Source organism: Mailhella massiliensis (assembly GCF_900155525.1).
In the GTDB taxonomy this organism is placed as follows: Bacteria; Desulfobacterota; Desulfovibrionia; order Desulfovibrionales; family Desulfovibrionaceae; genus Mailhella; species Mailhella massiliensis.
The window spans coordinates 661,553-680,802 of sequence record NZ_LT706951.1; the positions used below are offsets into that span (position 1 = coordinate 661,553).

The 19,250-nt window shown below is 50.6% G+C and carries 8 protein-coding genes and 1 tRNA gene; 6 read left to right on the forward strand and 3 right to left on the reverse strand.

The window, feature by feature from the left end:
* Nucleotides 1-76: 76 nt before the first annotated feature.
* Both CZ345_RS08665 and CZ345_RS08670 read right to left on the reverse strand, forming a co-directional pair.
* Complete coding sequence (locus CZ345_RS08665; protein ID WP_077072737.1) at nt 77-2,899, reverse strand: FAD-binding and (Fe-S)-binding domain-containing protein; 2,823 nt, start codon at nt 2,897-2,899, stop codon at nt 77-79.
* A 209-nt stretch (nt 2,900-3,108) separates the two neighbouring features.
* A tRNA-Lys gene (locus CZ345_RS08670) sits at nt 3,109-3,184 on the reverse strand.
* Between the two features lie 105 nt (nt 3,185-3,289).
* Between CZ345_RS08670 and CZ345_RS08675 the strand changes: the two genes are divergently transcribed.
* Both CZ345_RS08675 and CZ345_RS08680 read left to right on the forward strand, forming a co-directional pair.
* Nucleotides 3,290-5,317 (forward strand): protein-disulfide reductase DsbD family protein, encoded by a 2,028-nt coding sequence (locus tag CZ345_RS08675; RefSeq protein ID WP_162274954.1) that lies wholly within the window; start codon nt 3,290-3,292, stop codon nt 5,315-5,317.
* Between the two features lie 35 nt (nt 5,318-5,352).
* Nucleotides 5,353-5,706 (forward strand): hypothetical protein, encoded by a 354-nt coding sequence (locus CZ345_RS08680; RefSeq protein ID WP_077072739.1) that lies wholly within the window; start codon nt 5,353-5,355, stop codon nt 5,704-5,706.
* A gap of 497 nt (nt 5,707-6,203) precedes the next feature.
* Here CZ345_RS08680 and CZ345_RS08685 read toward each other — a convergent pair whose 3' ends face one another.
* Nucleotides 6,204-7,181, reverse strand: coding sequence for a D-2-hydroxyacid dehydrogenase (locus tag CZ345_RS08685; RefSeq protein ID WP_337957255.1), 978 nt, complete (start codon nt 7,179-7,181; stop codon nt 6,204-6,206).
* Nucleotides 7,182-7,551: 370 nt separating this feature from the next.
* Here CZ345_RS08685 and CZ345_RS08690 point away from each other — a divergent pair, with 370 nt between their 5' ends.
* From CZ345_RS08690 to CZ345_RS08730, 4 genes are all read left to right on the forward strand, one after another.
* Nucleotides 7,552-8,739: an ATP-binding protein gene (locus tag CZ345_RS08690; RefSeq protein ID WP_077072741.1), complete on the forward strand. Its 1,188-nt coding sequence runs from the start codon at nt 7,552-7,554 to the stop codon at nt 8,737-8,739.
* Nucleotides 8,740-8,819: 80 nt separating this feature from the next.
* Nucleotides 8,820-9,104, forward strand: coding sequence for a hypothetical protein (locus CZ345_RS08695; protein ID WP_077072742.1), 285 nt, complete (start codon nt 8,820-8,822; stop codon nt 9,102-9,104).
* Nucleotides 9,105-9,324: 220 nt separating this feature from the next.
* A complete protein-coding gene (locus tag CZ345_RS16605) occupies nt 9,325-16,293 on the forward strand; it encodes a sacsin N-terminal ATP-binding-like domain-containing protein (RefSeq protein ID WP_144277293.1) in 6,969 nt (2,322 codons plus the stop codon).
* Between the two features lie 64 nt (nt 16,294-16,357).
* Nucleotides 16,358-18,952, forward strand: a complete 2,595-nt coding sequence (locus tag CZ345_RS08730; RefSeq protein ID WP_162274955.1) for an SNF2-related protein — start codon at nt 16,358-16,360, stop codon at nt 18,950-18,952.
* The last annotated feature ends 298 nt before the right edge of the window (nt 18,953-19,250 follow it).

A 19,250-nucleotide genomic window follows, 5' to 3' on the forward strand; every position in this document is an offset into this window, starting at 1 on the left:
CGGGCGCAGGGTATATATGGAAAATGCTTATCGGCCGCATCGCCGCGCTGTCAAGCCCGCTTTGCGCAAACAAGGCCTACTTTCGCGCGGCGCTGCATTCGTCGATGAGATAAAGGATATTGCGGTAGGGCTTTTTCCCGTGCTTCGTCAGCCCCACCTCGCAGGTGCGGGAAGTGCTGAAGCCCTCTTCGCAGGCGGCTATGCGTTCGCAAAGTCCCGCAAGGGCGGCGGCGTTGAGTTCCGGGCGGCTAAAGCCCTTGTCCCCGGAAAAGCCGCAGCAGAAAATGCCCTCCGGCAGCACCACTTCCCGCGCGCACATCCCCGCCACGCGGCAGAGCGCGTCGGTAAGGCCCATGGCCCGCGTGGAACAGGTGGCGTGCACGGCCACGCAGCCGCGCTTCTTCCGAAATTCCAGCCTGTCCGCAAGAAAGCGCAGGGTGAATTCCACCGGTTCGTACAGGGAAAGGCTCCCGCTCAGCGTCTTTCTCATGCGGGCAAGGCAGGGGCTGGTATCGCACATCACAAGCCACCTGCCCCCTTCCGAAGCTTCGCAGAGCGCAGCGTCGAGGGCGGCGGCGCACGCGGCGGCCTCCTCCTGCATGCCCCTGGTTTCAAAGGCCTTGCCGCAGCAGAGCTTTTCCACGCGGGCGGGAATCACCACGTCGTAGCCGGCCTTTTCCAGAAGGCGCAGCGCCACATCCATGAGCGGGTCCACCCTGCGGCCGGAATCTCCCCCGTATCCCATGCTCCGCACCGCGCAGGAGGGGAAATACACCACCTTTTCCCTGCCGGCCGCGCGGGGAGGGCAAGGCACGCGGCTTCCCCCGGCAAGACGAACCTCATGGACATCCGGCAGCGTCAGTCCCGTGAGTCTTCCGGTCAGAGCGCCGCATTTCTCCGCTCTCTCGTGCCCCAGCGCCCCGTGCAGGGCATGGGTTGCCGAAAGCCCCAGGGAAGCGGCGCGCGTCACCAGAGAGAAATGCCCGCGCACGAAGGCGGCGGCCTTTTTCTCCCTTTCGCTCAGGTTCTCATGGCGCAGCGCCCGCATGAAGCCCGCCACGTCCAGCCCCAGGGGGCAGCGCGTGGAACACAGCCCGTCCGCAGCGCAGAGGTCGAGCCCCATGGAACGAAAATACTCCCTCCACGCATCAAGGCGCTCCGTGTCGCCCGCCGCTTCCATGCCTGCCATGGCCCGCAGGGCATAGATGCGCTGGCGCGGGCTGAGCCCCACCTTTGCGGAAGGGCATACGGATTCGCAGAAACCGCAGTCCACGCAAAGGTCCACGCCTCCGCCCACGGCTCCCACGAACTTGAGCTTTTCCAGATGACAGAGGGGGCTGTCGTTCAGAAGGCAGTTCCGGTTCAATATGCCTGCCGGGTCGAAAAGCGCCTTTATCCTCCGCATGACATCGTAAAGTTCCTCTCCCCACTCGCGGCGAACGAAGGAGGCCACGGCCCGGCCCGTGCCGTGCTCGGCCTTGAGCGAACCGTCGAAGGCAAGGATAAGCTGCGCCGCCCGTTCGATGAACTCTCCGAGTCTCTTCACATCCCCCTCGTCGCTCAGCCTGAGGGGCACGGTGCAGTGCAGGTTGCCGTGCATGGCGTGGCCGTTCACGCCGCTGCGGGGAAAGCCCAGTTCCTGAAGGATGCGCGCAAGGCCCCGGCTGGCTTCGGGCAGATGCTCGAGAGGCACGCAGTAATCCTCCACATAGGCGTATTCCCCGGGCAGGCGCGTGCCCGCAAGGGCGGGAAAAAGGGCGCGGCGTATGTCCCAGAGCTTCTCGCACTCCGAAGCTTCCGTCACGAAACCCAGCATGGCGAGGGGCTTCGCCTTTTTAATGATGGCATCCAGCGCGGCGACATGCTCCGCAAGCGCATCCTGCGTTGCGGCGCGGGCCTCCACCAGAAGCGCGCAGTTGTCGGAACTCTCGCCTCCGGGCATGAAGGAAGGGGGAAAGCCCGGAATCTTCGCCAGGGAACGGAGGGAAATATCGTCCAGAAATTCTCCGGCGTACAGGCCGTGACCGGAACGCATCTCAAGCACGGCCTGCATGGCCGCATCCATGGAGGAAAACAGCGCCATGGCCGTGGCCCGCTCCTTTTCCAGGGGCAGCGTTTCCAGCGTCACGGAAAAAATGAAGCCCAGCGTGCCTTCCGAACCTATGAGAAGGTGCGTGAGCATGTCGAGCGGATCCTCGAAATCGCACAGCGCGTTCAGGCCGTATCCGCAGGTATTGCGTATGCGGTATTTGCGGCGCACCCTTTCGGCAAGGCCGGGGGAGGAAAGAATCCTTGCGCGCAAGGCGCCGAGGCCCTCCAGCAAAGCCGCGTGGGAAGCACGGAAACGGCGCGCGCTTCCGGCGTCTTCCGTGTTCACGAGCGTGCCGTCGGCCAGCATGAAGGTCATGCCGCGCAGGGAATGATAGATGTTGTTTTCCACCGTGCAGCCGAGACCGGCGGCATTGTTGGCCGCCATGCCGCCCACGGTGGCGGAAGCGATGGAGGAAGGATCGGAGGCGAGGAATCGCCGGAAGGGAGCAAGGGCGGCGTTGACTTCTCCGCCCGTCATGCCGGAGCGGACGCGTACGAAACGGCCCTCTTCAAGAATGTCGAGCCCGCGCCATGCCGGGCCTTTGAAGCGCAGGGCCGCGCCTTCGGCGACGCTCTGGCCGCTCAGGGAAGTTCCGCCGCCCCGGAAGGTGAGGGAAACGCCGCATTCCGCGGCAAGGGAAAGGAGCTTTTTCAGTTCATCAAGGGAAAACACATCGACAACGGCAAACGCCTGCGGTTCAAACGGGCCGGCGTCCACGGAAAGAATCCGGGCCGGCGCCTCCCCGGTATGCGTCTGCGACCAGGGCAGGAATTCCCGCACCTTGTTCAAAAATACCTGGCTTTTCATGGCGACCTCTGGAAGGAAATCTCATGCGCGGCGCATCGCGCCGCTCCCTCTGCCGGGGCCGCCGGGCCGTCTGCCGCACGCTCCCGCGCGGCAGCGATCGCACGGAGGCGACCCGCGCCCTTCATGCATAAGCCGCGCCGGGCAATGTATAACGCAGGCCCGGAAATCAAAAAAGCCCCCTGCACGGATGCAAGGGGCGATTTTGCGACTGGTGGGTCACCGGAGACTCGAACTCCGAACCAATTGATTAAGAGTCAACTGCTCTACCAATTGAGCTAGTGACCCAGTGCATGTGAAGCGCAGAAACAGTCATAGCCATGTAGGGCCTCCCCGTCAAGAAAAATTTTGCCTTTTCCGCAAAAAAAGTTTATTTGCCTTCCCATGAACAGGATGTTGCGCTTCTTACTCCCCTTCGGGCTGCTTCTCGCCCTTCTTTTCGTCCTTCCCTGCGGAAAGGCCGCTTCCGCCTCGTCCGGCCTGCCCTACCGCTTCCATACGGAATGGGCCAAGCTTTCCGCCGTGGACGGAAGAACGCTCACGCCGCCGCTGGAAAAGAACACCTCCATGGCGGTGCTGTGGCTCATGCCGCAGAGCGGCTACCATTCCTATGCCCACGAAGGCGGGGACGAAGGCATCCCCCTCACCGTAACCGTGCTGGCGGACGGGGAGCCTCTCGGTCCGGGCAAGGTGCAGATCCACTATGTTCCGGGCACGGAAACCTCTCTGCCCTCCGGGGGCAGAAGCTATCTGTACCACGGGGTGATTCCCGTGTTTCTGGTATTCCGCGAGGTGGAATCCCGCGCCGTCACGCTGGATATTTCGCTGCTCGCCTGTTCCGACCAGCACTGCCGCCCCGTGCACACGCGCATACTCCTGCCCACGGCTCCGGCGGAACTGCCGAACGCCGCGCAGCAGAGCTGGTTTCAGCAGTTTCTCGAAAGTCCGGCCTGCTGCGGAGAGGAAAACATCCCGCCGGAAATTCCGTCCGTGCCCGAAACCTTTGCCGAACCTGCGCCGCAAAAGCACGCCGATCTTCTGCCCGACGCGCCCACGTCCGTCTTTCAGAAAAGGAGCAAGCTGAACGCCGCGCCCGCCGTGCCCCTGCCTTCCGCCGTTTCCCGTGCGGAACCGGAAGGGTGGGATCTTGCGCCCCAGCATCTGGAAGGAAGTTTCCAGATCGACGGCTGGCCCCGCGCCGTGGGCCTCGGCCTGCTTGCCGGGCTTCTTCTGAACTTCATGCCCTGCGTTCTTCCCGTGCTCACCATGAAGTTTTCCCTGCTGCTCGACAACGAGGAAAGCTTCGAGGCGCGCCGCAAAACCATACGCGAGCACACCATGTTCTTTGCCGCGGGCATCGTGGCATGGTTCACGCTGCTTGCCATCATTTCCGGCCTCACCGGCATCTTATGGGGGCAGCTCTTCCAGAGCAGCGAGGTGATCTTCCTCATGCTGCTCATCGTGTTCTGCATGGGCCTTTCCATGTTCGACGTGTTCCATCTGCCGGTGCTCGATCTTCAGACGCATCACAGTTCCTCGCCGCGTATGCAGGCCTTCAGCACGGGCATGTTCACCACGCTGCTGGCCACGCCGTGCAGCGGCCCGCTTCTCGGCGGCGTGCTGGCATGGGGCATCACCAAGCCCCTGCCCGTGCTCATGACCATATTTGCGGCCACGGGCGTGGGCATGGCCGCGCCCTACGTCGCGCTTGCCTGCTACCCCAGGCTGGTGCGTTTTCTGCCCAAGCCCGGCGCATGGCTCAGCGTGCTGGAAAGGGTGCTCGGCCTCATGCTCATGGGCACGGCCATCTACCTTTTCTCCCTGCTGCCCCCGGCGCTGCACGTCAAAACCCTCATCACCCTTCTCGTGGCCGCCACCACGGCCTGGATATGGGGCCGATGGGGGAGCCTGCGCGGTTCCATCACCCGGCGCATGTTCCTGGGGGCCTTTGCCGTGGGGGCCATTTTCCTTTCCGGCTTCTGGGCGTTTCTGCCCGCGCAGAAGGAAATCGTGCCCTGGGTGGAGTTTTCCGAAGAAACCTTCCGGGAAGACTTCGGGAAAAAGGCCATGATCGTGGAATTCACGGCCGACTGGTGCCCCACCTGCAAGGTGCTCGAACGCACCACCCTTGCCGCGCCCAATCTTCTGCCCATTCTGGACCAGTATTCCCTCACCGCCGTGAAGGTGGACATGACCTTTAAAAACGATGCGCATCAGAAGCTGCTGCGCGCGCTGAACAGCGCAAGCATTCCGCTGCTTGCCGTATTCCCCGCCGGGGAAGGCGCGGCAAGCCCCGTGATTCTGCGCGACATCTACACCACCACCGACCTGCATCTTGCCCTGCGCCAGGCGAAAATCCCGCACAAGCGCATGGTGGAAATGCTCAACCCCGTGAAGCTGCTCAGTCAGCCCCGGGAATAGAACGCAACACCTCAACCCGAAAGCAAGGTTTCTTCATGAACACGATCAAGACCCTTCCCGAATTCGCCGCCCTTTCCGAACTGGAAATCAACGCCGCCCTCGACGCCTACGACGATTCCGTCGAAGAGGAACATTCCAGCTGCGGCGGCGGTGAGGAAAACGAACCCGCTCCCGCAAGCCCCGTGGTGGCCGAGGTCTTCCGCCTCATCCGCGCCTATACCGACCGCATGAACACCCTCATCACGCAGGCCAAGGAAAGCAACAAGGAACTGCCCGAAAACTTCCTGGCCGACATGCTCGCCTACGAACCCGAAGCCCCCATCGAACGGGTGGCCTTCGATTTCGTGACCGACGCCATCCTCGATGAGGAAGAAGACGACGAAAACTGATGCAGGGAAAGCCGCCCTGCGGCTTCCCTCCCTGTGAAGACATGCCGGAATGCCCCGCCCCCGCGGGGCTTTTTCGTTCACGCCCGCATAAGCGCACATCGCGGCAGGCCGGGCGACAGCCCCGCCCTTTTTCTGCGGCCCGCTGCGGCGGGAAGCCAGCCCGCTCTTCCTTGCCTTTTTCCGAAGCTCCGGCAGTCGCCTCACCCCGTTGCGGCAATACGCCCCGCCCCCGGCAGGCAGAAAGGGCCTTCCCGCTTTCTGCCGCAATGCTCCTGCCCCTGCCGCCCATAACGGCCTCGCCGCCGCGCCCTCCGGCCCGCACGGAACCACCCTTTTTTCCCTGAAAAAAGGGCCGCGCAAGGGCGGCCTCTCCGGCAGTCTCCGCCGGGAAAAACATATTTTCCAGCAGACGGGTTCCGCACAGTCATGCTGCGCCCCGCCCTCCGGGAAAACGGCGTTCGCCTCAAAAGCCCCGCTCCTCCGGGAACGGCGGCAACTCAGCGCAGCCACTCCCTGTTCACCACGTTCTGCGGGTCGCCTTCCTTATAGCGGCGTATGTTCTCCAGCGTGATGGAAACAATGTTCCTGCGCGCCCCGTCGGTCATCCAGGCAAGGTGCGGAGTAATGAGGGTATGGGGGGCGGAAAGCAGCGGGTCGTCCATGGAGGGCGGTTCCTGTTCCAGAACATCCGCCGCAAAGCCGCCGAGCCTGCCCCCGCGCAGGGCTTCGGCCACGTCCTTTCCCCGCACCACGGGCCCGCGCGCGGTATTGATGAGGATGGAGCCGGGCTTCATGAGCGAGAGCGTTTCCCGGCATACCAGGCCGCGCGTCTCCTCCGTAAGGGGACAATGCAGGGAAAGAACGTCCGCACGGCGGAAGAGTTCCTCCTTCGACACGAAGGAAAAGGGTTCGTAGCCCGGCGCAGGCACGGGCCTGTGGGCGCAGGCCAGCACGTTCATGCCGAAGGCGTGGGCGATTTCCGCCACGCGCCTGCCCAGATTGCCGAAGCCGAACACGCCGAAGGTCTTTCCCGTCAGCTCCACCTGCGGAGTGAGGCTGTAGCAGAAATCCCCGCAGCGGCCCCAGTCGCCCCGGCGCACGCTTTCATCGTGCAGACTCGTGCGGCGGCACAGCTCCAGAAGCAGGGCGAACACATGCTGGGCCACGGCGTCGGTACCGTAGGCCGGGGTGTTGCATACCACTATTCCCCGCTCACCTGCGGCGCGGCCGTCCACCACGTTGGTGCCCGCCGCCGTCACGGCAATGCAGCGCAGGTCGGGCAGCGCATCCATGAGGGCGGCATCCATCACGACTTTATTGATGACCAGCACCTCCGCCCCGGCGGCGCGTTCCCGCACCTCTTCCGGCGCGGAACTTTCATGGCAGGTCCACTCGTCCGGTCCGTCCACAGGCCACGGAAACGCAAGCCCCGTCTGCAGGGTTCTGCCGTCCAGCACCGTTATCTTCATCGCCATCCCTCCTTGTGCTTCTGTTCAACCTTCATGCCTGCGGCGCAAACCGCGCCTTTCGTCCTCTTTCCCGGCAGGGCCCTTTCCGCCCAAAACGGGCGAGAAGGCGAAAACGCAGGCCGCGGAAGACCTCTCCTCCCGGCGGCGTTTTCCGCACCGGTTCCCGGCGGACCTTCGCCCCGCAGGGCATGGACGCGCGGCGCAGCCTCCCGGAAAAACAGACGTCTGTTCCGCCGCCGCGGACGAACAAACGCAGGTTCCGCCTTTCTTCTGCTTGTGCCACAGCCTCCGCCCCGGCGCAAGACCGCACTTTTCCATCTTGCATGGCCTGGGGCACTGTCCTATACTTGCCCAAACTTTTTGAAGGTGATCTTTCATGAATTCCCTGCCTTTTTCCAGTCTCAGGCTCCGCAGCCTCGTTGTTTTCCGCAACATTCTTTCCGATCCCGTGGTTTCCCGCCTTCAGGTCCTGCTCGACGCCGACCCCGCCGACACCGCCTCCTGCGTGGAAGCCTACAGCGCCTTCGCCTCCGCGCTTTTCGCCCATGGCGACGACTGGAGCGCCTACCTGCTCAATCTCCTTCTGGAAGATGAAAACATCTACATGCGCGCCAGTTGCGGCAGCACGCCGGTTTCCCCCTGCCTTTCGGAATGTCTGGAACACGAACTGAAATTTCTTCAGGAACTTTCCGGCTTCGACGGAGAAGCCGTGCGCAGCCGCCTTGCCTACGCCGGCTTTCTGCCCCGGTGGAAAACGAGCGGCCTTGATTTCGCCAAAGCCTACCATGAACGCATTGCGGGCATACGCATCACAGGCTACGGCATGTTCGCGCGTTACCGCATGTTCACCGTCAAGGACGGCCGCCTTGTCCCCGTGCGCCACCCCGACCCGCAGACGCTGGACCAGCTTCCCGGCTATGAAAGGGAACGCGCCAAGGTCATTGCCAACACGGAAGCGCTTCTTTCCGGCAAGCCGGTGAACAACGTGCTTTTGTACGGCGATGCGGGCACAGGCAAGAGCAGCACGGTGAAGGCCATCGTCAACGCCTACTGGAACAGGGGCCTGCGCCTTGTGGAAGTGAAGAAGAACCAGCTTTACCAGATTCCCGACATCACCGAAGCGCTTTCCCGCAATCCGCTCAAGTTCATTCTGTTCATCGACGATCTGAGCTTCAGCAGCAACGACAACGACTTTGCGGCGCTCAAGGCCATTCTGGAAGGCAGCGTGAACGGCCACAGCGGCAATTTCGCCGTGTACGCCACCAGCAACCGCCGTCATCTCATCAAGGAAAGCTGGGACGACCGCAGCGGCAGCGATCTGCACGAAGGCGACACGCGGCAGGAACTCATGTCCCTTTCCGCGCGCTTCGGCCTTACGGTCACCTTCTTCCGTCCCGATAAGGACCGCTACCTCGACATCGTGCACAAGCTGGCCGCCCAGTACGGCATCGACATGCCCGAGGCCCAGCTCGACATCCGCGCCGAGGCCCATGCCACGCGCAACGGCGGGCGCAGCCCCCGTGTGGCCAAGCAGTTCATCGAACTGACCAAGTCCGGCATATAGCCCCCTGCCGCGGCCCTGTTTCCGGGGCCGCGCCTCCACCCTTTCTCCCGGGCCGAAAGGCCCGGGGCACGGAAAACGCCATGAAACACCTTGCCCTTCTGTGCCTTGCGGCCCTCTGCCTTGCGGCGTGCGAAACGAAAACCACCGGCAGCGTCGTTTCCTACGATGCGGCGGGCAACCCCGTTTCCACGGAAGTTCATCAGGCCGATACCAACGACACCGCCGATACCGCCCGCGCCATAGGCAGGGAAGTCAGGGAAGGCGTGATTTCCGGCTATGAATGGACGCGGGATAAAACTCTGGAAGGCTATGAGTGGGTGAAGGAGAAAACATCGGGCACGCCCGCTGCTCCGGCAAAGAACTAGACTCACATTTTCCCCGTTCAATGTGACCTTGTCAAACTGAAATTGTACTTTTCACACTAAATATTGCTCTCACTCACAAATATTGAGAAGTATCATATTATCTCCATTATCAAAATTCTGTGCAGATGAAAAACAGCACCAGAAAATTTTCTTGAACAGAAAAATATTTTGCGATAAAAATATCCATGTAGTAAATACCCTTAGCATAAAAGGAAAAAATATGGCCAATCTTCAGGAAGACTATTCGTATAGTACCGGCGTCAGTATAGATCCTGAAGCCATTATTCACCAACTTCGAGACACGTTGAAACGATATAAATCTGAAGATATCATACGAGAAATTATACAAAATGCCGATGATGCGGAAGCTCGGCAACTTTTCTTCTTCCTGCTCCAGGAAGGTGAACGCTCCGGCATTCATCCGCTTTTGCGGCATCCCGCTATTCTAATCTTTAATGATGGTCCACTCAAAGAAGATGATGTAAAAGGTATCACTCGACTTATTGGAGGAACTAAAAAAGAAGATACTACTAAGATAGGACGTTTTGGCCTAGGTCTAAAAAGTCTCTTTCATATCTGTGAATCTTTTTTCTTTGCTCCATACAAGCCTGAAGACTCTACATTAAAAGGAAAACTTTTTGATCCTTGGATTGATATCCGCAATACGCGTCGATTTGAACAACGCTTGCCACATTGGAATAACGATCAAGTAAACAATGCATTAAATTTTATACATAAATCTTTAGAAAGTATTTTTAATGATAAATTTAAAAATTGCTTTTTTATATATATACCATTAAGAAATATTGATTTTGATTCAAATTTTATAAAGATAAGAGAAGAATATTTTACACAAGAATCTTTTAAAGATAAAATTCTGGATAATATTATAAATGGAATAGTGTTATCTCTGTCGCAATGCACTTCTTTGGAAAAGATAGAAATCTGTTCTTCCACATCATTATTCTCATTAGATAATTTAAAACCTATTTATCGCGCAGATATCAAAAGAAAAAATGCTTTACGCAGGCCCAATAGACAAGATAGCGATTTTAAAGAGATCTTTTCCAGTAGCATTGATATTATCAAAAAGGATACAAATGAGCACTGGGATTGTCTTGGCATAAGTCGTTTTGACCCCAAAAATAGCATCACAGAACTTCAAAACAAAAATGACTGGCCTAAAGTAGGACTTGAAGAAATACCGGAAAAAGCGCTGCCTCATGCTGCTATTACGGTTCTCCACAAAAAAAATCCCTCTCCGCTTTCTCTGCGCTGGGCCTGTTTTTTGCCTCTCGATGATCATATGTCTACGCCCACCTCTCATTCTGAAGAGACAAAACTAGGTTCACATCTCCGCTACACCATTGCAGATTCCTCCATTAATGAAACATGGGAAGTCTTATTGCACGGGTATTTTTTTCTTTCCAGCGATAGAAAAAACATTTTTGGCATTACTGAAGAAGGAAATCAAAGCATAGAAGCCACGTGGAATACCACTTTAGCCCAACGCATTCTTTTTCCTCTATTGCCCGAAGTCATAAAGCAGCTTATTGATCAAAATCCACAATATGAATCAATCATCAGTGCAATATCCAGATGGGAAGGCTTTCAAAGGTTTTATGAGGCATTAACATCAAAATGTCTTGTAAAGCTTGCATTGGATAATCATTGGGAATTACACGAAGAAGCTGTGTATATGATTCCTGAAAAATTTCCCCCTCAACTAAAAGCATGGATGCTGGAAGAAAAGCAAACTTTTGCCCTTTTGAATAAGGGAATATATCATAAGCAAAAACACGTGCACGATTGGGATGAAAAAATATTTTCAAATCTATGCTCTTCCCTGCCCTCTGCTCCAGGTGCAATTACGTTATCGGACGTGGATTGGATTACAACATTTATTAAAAGTATTGACTTTCAAAAAAATCACAGACGCTGTCTGAAGCTTTGGTTTCAGCGCCTTTTAAAAAATAAATTTTTCTCAGATAAAATATCAAAAAACATCGACAGCAGTACAAAAAATCAGATACGGAACAATATTTATGCGCTTGCAGATACATGGTTGCAAGGATATGTTTCCTATGTACCAATGCAAACAGAAGCGGCGTTACGGGATATTGCTAATGACAACCCTTCCCTTCTTGAACCCTGCCTTCTGCTGCCGCGCCCCGACAACAAACAGGATATACTCTCCGATGATCAGCGAAAAGAGCTGCTTACTTTTCTGGGAAAAGAAAGGTTGCATGATCTTGCTCGACAACCTGAAGCAGATATCGTATTGGCCGATCACCTTCTCCAGAAACAACCTTCTGCAGATCTGTTCAATCTGCCCATCTACCGCATAAAACTCTTCTCTCAGGGCACGCAGAAGGAAGCTGCCCGAAGTTTTCAGGCTCTGCAGGAACAGAGTAAAAAAAACTTACTCTTGGCTTCTGAAAAAAATCTGTTTCCAGACAGCATACTGGAGCAGATTTCCCTGGCGTTACGCTCTGAAGATGTATGGCTTTCTCGTAAGGAATATGCTTTTGTCTGTACCACAGGAAAGGAGGCCTTATTTTCCGCGATAGCATCCAATGAGCTTTCCGACAACCGCAATATCCATAAACAGCTGTTTGATACTTTCATAAAAGATGAAATATATGAAAAATATAAAGAATTCCACCATTATATTGATGCATTAAAAAAGCTTATCGCTGGGAATATACCTATTGAAGGAAAAAAATTTGTATTATCATTAAAAGAAGAAGAAGAAGAAGAAGAAGAAGAAGAAGAAGAAGAAGATCTTAGTCATTACTATATTTTTATCAATAGTCAAGAGTACTCTGATATATCCGAAACAAAAAAAACAAAACTCAATATTATCAATGAAAATGATATCCGCTCAGACAGAATCAAGCATATTCTTCTCAGTGAAAAGCCATGGGAATCATGGAAAAAATTAAAAGAATTATGTAGCTCATATAAACAAATTCCCGACGGTCTTGAAGAGGCTTTCAGAGAAAAAGCATGGGTACCGTCCTTATCTGAACCCCAAGGATATGCTCCGTGCCATATTTTCATCAAAGAACTTCCTTCTATAATACAATCTCGGTTACCCTCCTCCTGGACAACACAAGACCGTCTTTTGGGAGAGTTCCGTACACAGCTTTCAGATTTAGACAGAGAATGGATCGTCGACATTCTGAGCAAACTCCAAAGTTCTGTCCATCTGGATACAGGAAAAAAACAATTTATCGCCCTTCTTCAAGAGTGTGATTTTTTCCCCCCCTGCAAATTCTTTCCGCCGCACCTGCAAGACCTCGTCTCCACAGTAAAGCACCTGAGCTTTCTTGCCAGCTTTATGGACGATTCCGAAGAAGGCGTTCTGCTCAAGGATTTACTCTCTCTGGAAGAACTCTCCCCGGAAATCCTGATCAAATTTCAAGCATCCTCGGAATTTGATACACGCTCCTGCCGCTACGACCTTATCCTAAATGCGGCATCTTCAGCCGGTGAACGGATTCGCCCAGTCATGAAGCACTATGCGAATTTCGTTGATGCCGTCTTCACACACGATCCGTTGCTCTTTACACGTAATTACACTTTTCCTACACAAAAGCCCAGCGTATGGAAACATGGCAATCAAATTGCGGCAACAAACTGCAATCATAAACCTGAGTATCTCCCAGATAAATATATATGGGAGATCTACCATGCTCATATAAAAAATGAAATATTATTAAATAGTGCAGAAATAAATAAATACAATATTAAAAAATACTTTAACACACCTTTTTGTAAATTTGAATATTATAGAATTGCTTGGTTTTTACTTCTTATATCAGGAAAAAATGAGTCAATACTGTCATTGGCAAAAGAATTTGAAGAAAAAGCATATAAAAGTTTTCAAAACATAGGAAAAAAAGAAATAAAAATAAGTAAAATTAACGGTGATAATGATCTTGATATTGAACAGGAAAATCTTAGAAAATGTACAAACATAACTATATATTATCCTCAGGAAAAAATAAAAACTCTTGCGGGCAGCCTTTTTTCAGAAAAAAAACAAATAAAAAGTTTTTTTGTCGAACTCCCAACCCTCCAAAAAAAAATCAAACGCCCCTACGAATATCATGATATCGAGTATTATGATATCAAATTATACGCTGACAAAGAGGGGAGATGCCCTGCTACGAGTCAAGAAGAGTTTACAGCACTTCTCAAAGAATCCTTTTATCAATGGGGAGAATGTATTGATATAGAACAAGATAAACTTGATGATATATGGAATAATCACTCTCCAACACAACTTTCCTTAAGCAGTACTATTAAACTTTTAAAGGAAGATCTACGAACTATCCTTGAACAACTGCATCTTGAAAACCACCAATTAAAAGAACAGCAGAAGTTACTTCGTGAAGAGATACAATCTTCTGAAAAAAATAATAAAGCCATATCACAGGCAAAAGATAAGCTTTGGAATATTGCCAAAGATACCTCTGAAATTTACGAAGCAATTCTTAAAAAAATAGTAGACTACGGTTATCGTGAGAATGGTGTACTATTTGAATTGCTTCAAAATGCCGATGACGCATTACGAGATCTAAAACATCCTAATGATACGACAGTAACCATAGCCTTGGACAAGCGCACTTTGTCATTTTCTCATCATGGACGAGCCATTAATGATTGTCTTGATAATACGAACGCCTCAAAAAATGACCTGTACAGTATGCTGATATTGAATAGAAGTGAAAAAAATGAACATTCTTCAACAGGAAAACTCGGACTTGGATTCAAAAGTGTCTTCTTATTGTGTGATAATCCTGAAATAAAAAGCAAAAATCTTCATTTTGTCATAAAAAATGGCATGTTCCCTGAAGAAAATCTTTCAGAATATTCTATTGATGAAAGTACAACTTTCATAATCAACATAAAAAATACCATTCCTGATAATAAAATTGAAGAATCAATATTTTCACGATTTTCTGAAGCAAAACAACTACTTCCTGTCTTTACTCACAAAGTACGAAAAATAATTACTCGTATCAATGGAAAAGAACAATCTTTCTCTTTTCAACCAGATCAGAAAGGGCAAGGTTGGGCTCTTGATACCAATGCTCAGGTATTGTGTTTTTCAGACTCAGATTCAAAAATCCAATTAGCGCTTGCCTTAAAAAATCATTTACCGGCCTCCTTTCCTTCGGGAACACCACCGCTATGGCATACCATGCCTACTGTAAGCGGAACAGAGTGGGGACTCGGATATGCCATGAATGGCCCCTTCTCTCTGGATGCAGGACGATGCAACATTGCACTGGTAGAAAAAGACTTTAATGATCTCGATAAATTCGGTCATTTTCTTGGAAAGAGCCTGTGTGATCATAGTAAATTCATCCCTAAAGATATTAATAAACATGAATACTATCATAAGCTTTGGCAAACTCTCAGCACAGGTCTTGAAGATAGTAATTCTGATAACGAAAAAGATTCTTTGAAAAAAAAGATTCTCCTCCGCCTTCATGCTAATGGTAAGGGTCTTTCTTATTGGATAGAACATAGTAATGTACTTGGAAATGGTGTACCTGAACGATGGTCATGGCCTTTACACGCCAATTATACAACTAAATGGAAATCATATACATTTTCTTCAGATGAATCTAAGCGTCGTTTTTCCGATATGATACAAATATTTTTAGATAAAAAATACCCATCAACATTGTCGTACTGGCCAGTTGTTTCCTCAAAGTATGGACGCCGTTTAAAAGCTCTAGGCTTTAGTGTAGAAGAAATACACTCGGAGGAATTTTTTACTGCACTCTTTACACATATTGTGCCTCAAAAAGAGCTATCCCCCGATCTTTTTGGCTGTTTAAAAAAAATAAAAAATGATATTCCCCAGCATCTTTCCTATCCCTTCACCGTCCAGACTCAGGCTGGCTCCTTTCAAGACATACGACAGGTTCTTCTTCCTGCCTCACTTCGGCATAAACTGGGAGATATTCCTGGTATTGCCGACGAGATGCTCCGTGCTTCCTTTGCTCCTCAAGAAGCCTTGCTGGATGAACAATATATTCACGACAAACAAGATATTGAAATGTATATTCTTTTACGTAGTGGACATCAAGTTACGACGGAAACATTAAAAATATGGATTCTCAACCTTGATGATACAGAACAAAAAAAACTTGCTTTGAACTATCTTTTGGAAGGAGAACTCCGATTCAGTCTTATCTCTACCCTTTGTAAATCATACTCAGGCTGGATTCGAGAACTTCCTACTGTAGAAAATTTACTTCAGAATATGAAGGAAAAAACAGTAGAAAGTCATGAACAGTTGATTATGTATCTCTTTCCCGATGCGTATTATCGTAACAACGATAATACGCATATAGAAAATAACATAGCATATTTTTGTAACAGTTGGGATAATTTTGAAGAACTTGTTACTGTTTGGAAAAAAAATAAAAAAAATATACAAAAACGTTATCTCGAAAAAACTTGGCCTGCTGAATTTCGAGATAGTCAAAAATTAAAAAAAGCTCTTGAGAACAAAGAGCGTGAATCTTGGCTTATGTTGTTACTTCTTGGTTATCTGCGAAGTATCGGAAGAAGTACTCCTGAAGCCTGTCGTAATTTTGCATCCAAGCTTTATTATAACTACACGCCTATCTTTAAAGAAGAAAAAAAGAAACATGATCCTGAATGGCTTCATCCTCTTACCGCTTGGCAGGATAACAATATAGAGAAGAATTCTTATGCAGAATTTATGAAGTGTTTTCCAGCTTTTCATCAACTTGGACGTTTTCTACTACAGTATCAGAATATTTTCTTCACAATTATGAAAACAAATTGGGATGGAAATAGTCTGCTTTCACTTTTTTCACCTCGTGCAGACGATGCACTCCATGGTGCAGGAAAAAATTTTGATGCTCCCCCTTTACCTCTGCGCATCGGAAAATATTGGGTCCTCCGAGAATTGGCACGATTAAACGTCAATGACTGCCAAAACACGGCATCCCCATCATTTTTTGAATTATGCTGGGTTCCTTCTCAGGATTTTCTTAATTATCTGAACATACAATACAACACAGAGGATGCAGACAGTCGACAAAAGCTTCTTGTTGAAGAGCTGAGAAAGATCAAAAAACTCGACTATCATTTTGATTACTGGTTCAATATAGCATATTTCAAAGAAAAGGAATAAACCTATGCTCCTTCATAAAAACGATTATGTGCACCATCCGCAGTTTGGGCAAGGACGAGTTCGTATGGTTGACGAAAGTACCGCCATCGTTCGCTTTGAATCTGGAGAGCTGCAAGAGTGTCTCCTGTCTCAACTTACCCGCCTTGCCAGTATCGAAGAGAAAGGGGAGGAACGGCATCTTGACCCGCCATTAGAAGCACTTGCCCATGCCATGGCTGCATGCATACGCTCCGTCAATGATGAATGGGGGGTCTTTTCTTCTTCACGCATCACTCTTTTGCCTCACCAGCTCTGGGTATGCCGCCAAGTACAGGAACGAATTCCCATGCGCTGGCTCATCGCCGATGATGTCGGTCTTGGAAAAACCATTGAAGCCGGACTCATTCTGTCCTCCTTGCAGGCTTCAGGTCGCCTGCGTCGCGTCCTTATCCTTGCACCTGCCAGTCTTGTTAATCAATGGCAAGAACGTATGTTCAATATGTTTGACCTGCGTTTTGACATTTATCGTTCGGAAAACGATACTAAAAAATCAGGCTTCTGGCATGGAAGTCGTGCCATTATCGCTTCATTGGAGACTCTGCGATCAGATACGAAGCAGCGCTGGCAACGCCTGCTTGATGCCGAAGGCTGGGATGTTGTACTTGTGGATGAAGCACACCGCCTCAATGCCGATGAACGACGTGGAGCGACGCTAGGATATGAATTAATATCTACACTTGAACAACATCAGAAAATCAAATCCATGCTCTTTTTTACAGGAACTCCTCATAGAGGAAAAGACTACGGATTTTTATCTCTTCTGTCATTATTACGATCTGATCTTTTTTATTCAAGACAAACTCTTGAATCTGCATTTAACAGTCTTTCACAAATAATGATTCGCAACAATAAACAAAAAGTTACAGATATGCATGGGAACAAACTATTCCATACTGTTCATATTTATAAAGAATACTATACCTATTCTGAAAAAGAAGCATTATTTTATGAACAGCTTACAAATTTTATTCTTTCAGGAAAAGCCTACGCACAAGATGCACAAGGCCAGAAACAGCGCGTTCTTATTTTTGTCTTGATGACATTGCAGAAATTGGCCTCAAGTTCTATTGAAGCCGTTCGCCATGCCCTGCAGAGAAGACGTGATCTTCTTCTAGCATCAGGCGATGAAACTTCATCCGCAGCCATTCCCGGCAATTTGGAAGAATCTCTTGAAGCCTGCGAAGATAATGCAGAAGAACAGGCGGCAGCCTACGCTACGACAGATGCCTCATACCGACTTCCTCATGAGATAACATCACTCCAGACTTTGATGGATTTGGCGGAGCCGATTCAGCAAGAAACAAAAATACGCACTATCATCCAAAAAATCCGTACCGACTATCCAAAAGAATCCATTCTTTTCTTTACAGAATATAAGGCAACACAAACTTTACTTATTAAAGCACTACGTCAGGAATTTGGATCGTCATGTGCCACATTTATTAATGGCGATGAATGTCTTATTTTTGAAAATAAAACCGGATCAAAGAATATAGAAACCGTATGTCGCCAGCAGGCGGCTGAAGATTTCAATAAAGGCAAAGTACGTTTTTTGGTTTCTACGGAAGCAGCAGGAGAAGGTGTTGACCTCCAGGAACATTGCCATGTATTGTTTCATATAGATCTACCATGGAATCCCATGCGCTTGCATCAACGCGTCGGCCGTCTGCATCGCTATGGACAAAAGCACCCCGTTCATGTGCATGTATTCCGCAATCCCGAAACGGTTGAAAGCCGTATTTGGGAATGCTTGGAAGAAAAACTCCAACGCATCACCCTTGCCTTTCAAGGTTCCATGGAAGATCCGGAGGATATGTGCCAGGCTGTTATCGGCATGAAACAACCTTCTTTCTATGCGAACCTATTTAGTGCCGCTCCGTCTGCAAACCGTGAAGGCTTACGTCAATGGTTCGACAGTCAGACTGTGACCTTCGGCGGTGACGACGCCATCTCAGTAGTAAAACGCATGTTCGGCACCGTACATCGTTTTGATTTCGGAACGGTTGCAGCCAATTTACCGCAAGTCGAACTTCATGATCTTTGCCCTTATCTCAAGCTTACCTTAACCCGCCATCAAAGGGCATGGAAAGCGGAAGGCGACCGGATGACATTTAAAACTCCAAAAGCATGGACTTCCGCTATTGGAATTGCTGACGAGTACCGTCTTGTGTTCTCTCGCGAACTTCCTTGTAAAGATGATGAAGACAGGGGCGGTATGGGGCTAGCCCCCATCAATCGAGCTGTTGAAGAAGGTATCCTGCTCCAGGCTAACTATAGTGTTTTGCGTGGTCTTACGGAGCCTATCTTCATTCTTCGAGTGCAGGATCGATCAACAGAGAAAAGCCATGCACGGCAACACATCTATGGTGTGGCAAAAACTCCGTCCGGGTGGAAAATCTATAAGGATTGGGAACTGCTCCTCTTTCTTAACACGTTTGCCAATAAATCGCGCCAGCTGAACAGCTCGTCGACGGCAGCAGTTCATCCATCCCAAAAAGATTTTGAACAAGCAAAACAATGTCTTTCCAACCAGCTGGAAAAATTCCATCTTCCTTTTAAAGTACCGTACATAGAAGACGTTGCCTGTTTCTGCATCGAAGAAAAGCAGGGGAGCGCTTAAAGCTCTCACTGTACTATCCCTAGCCATTACTCAGATACATGCTGAAGCTGCATTTGCCTTTTATAGACAAACTCCGTTGGCAAAAAAGTGTATACGGAGCCGAAGAACACGCTCTCACTAAGCCGGTGCCCCAGTGCGACAGAAAAAACAGGCCAGCCCTCTCCCATTCCGATGCAAATCAGGCTCTCTGGACGGACTTTGTATACAAAGAGCAACAGAACGACGAAAAAAACAAAGAAAGATCCGTGCTTCCTCGCCAGACAGCAACCAAAATCAGCCCCCCGGAGGAAAAAATCTG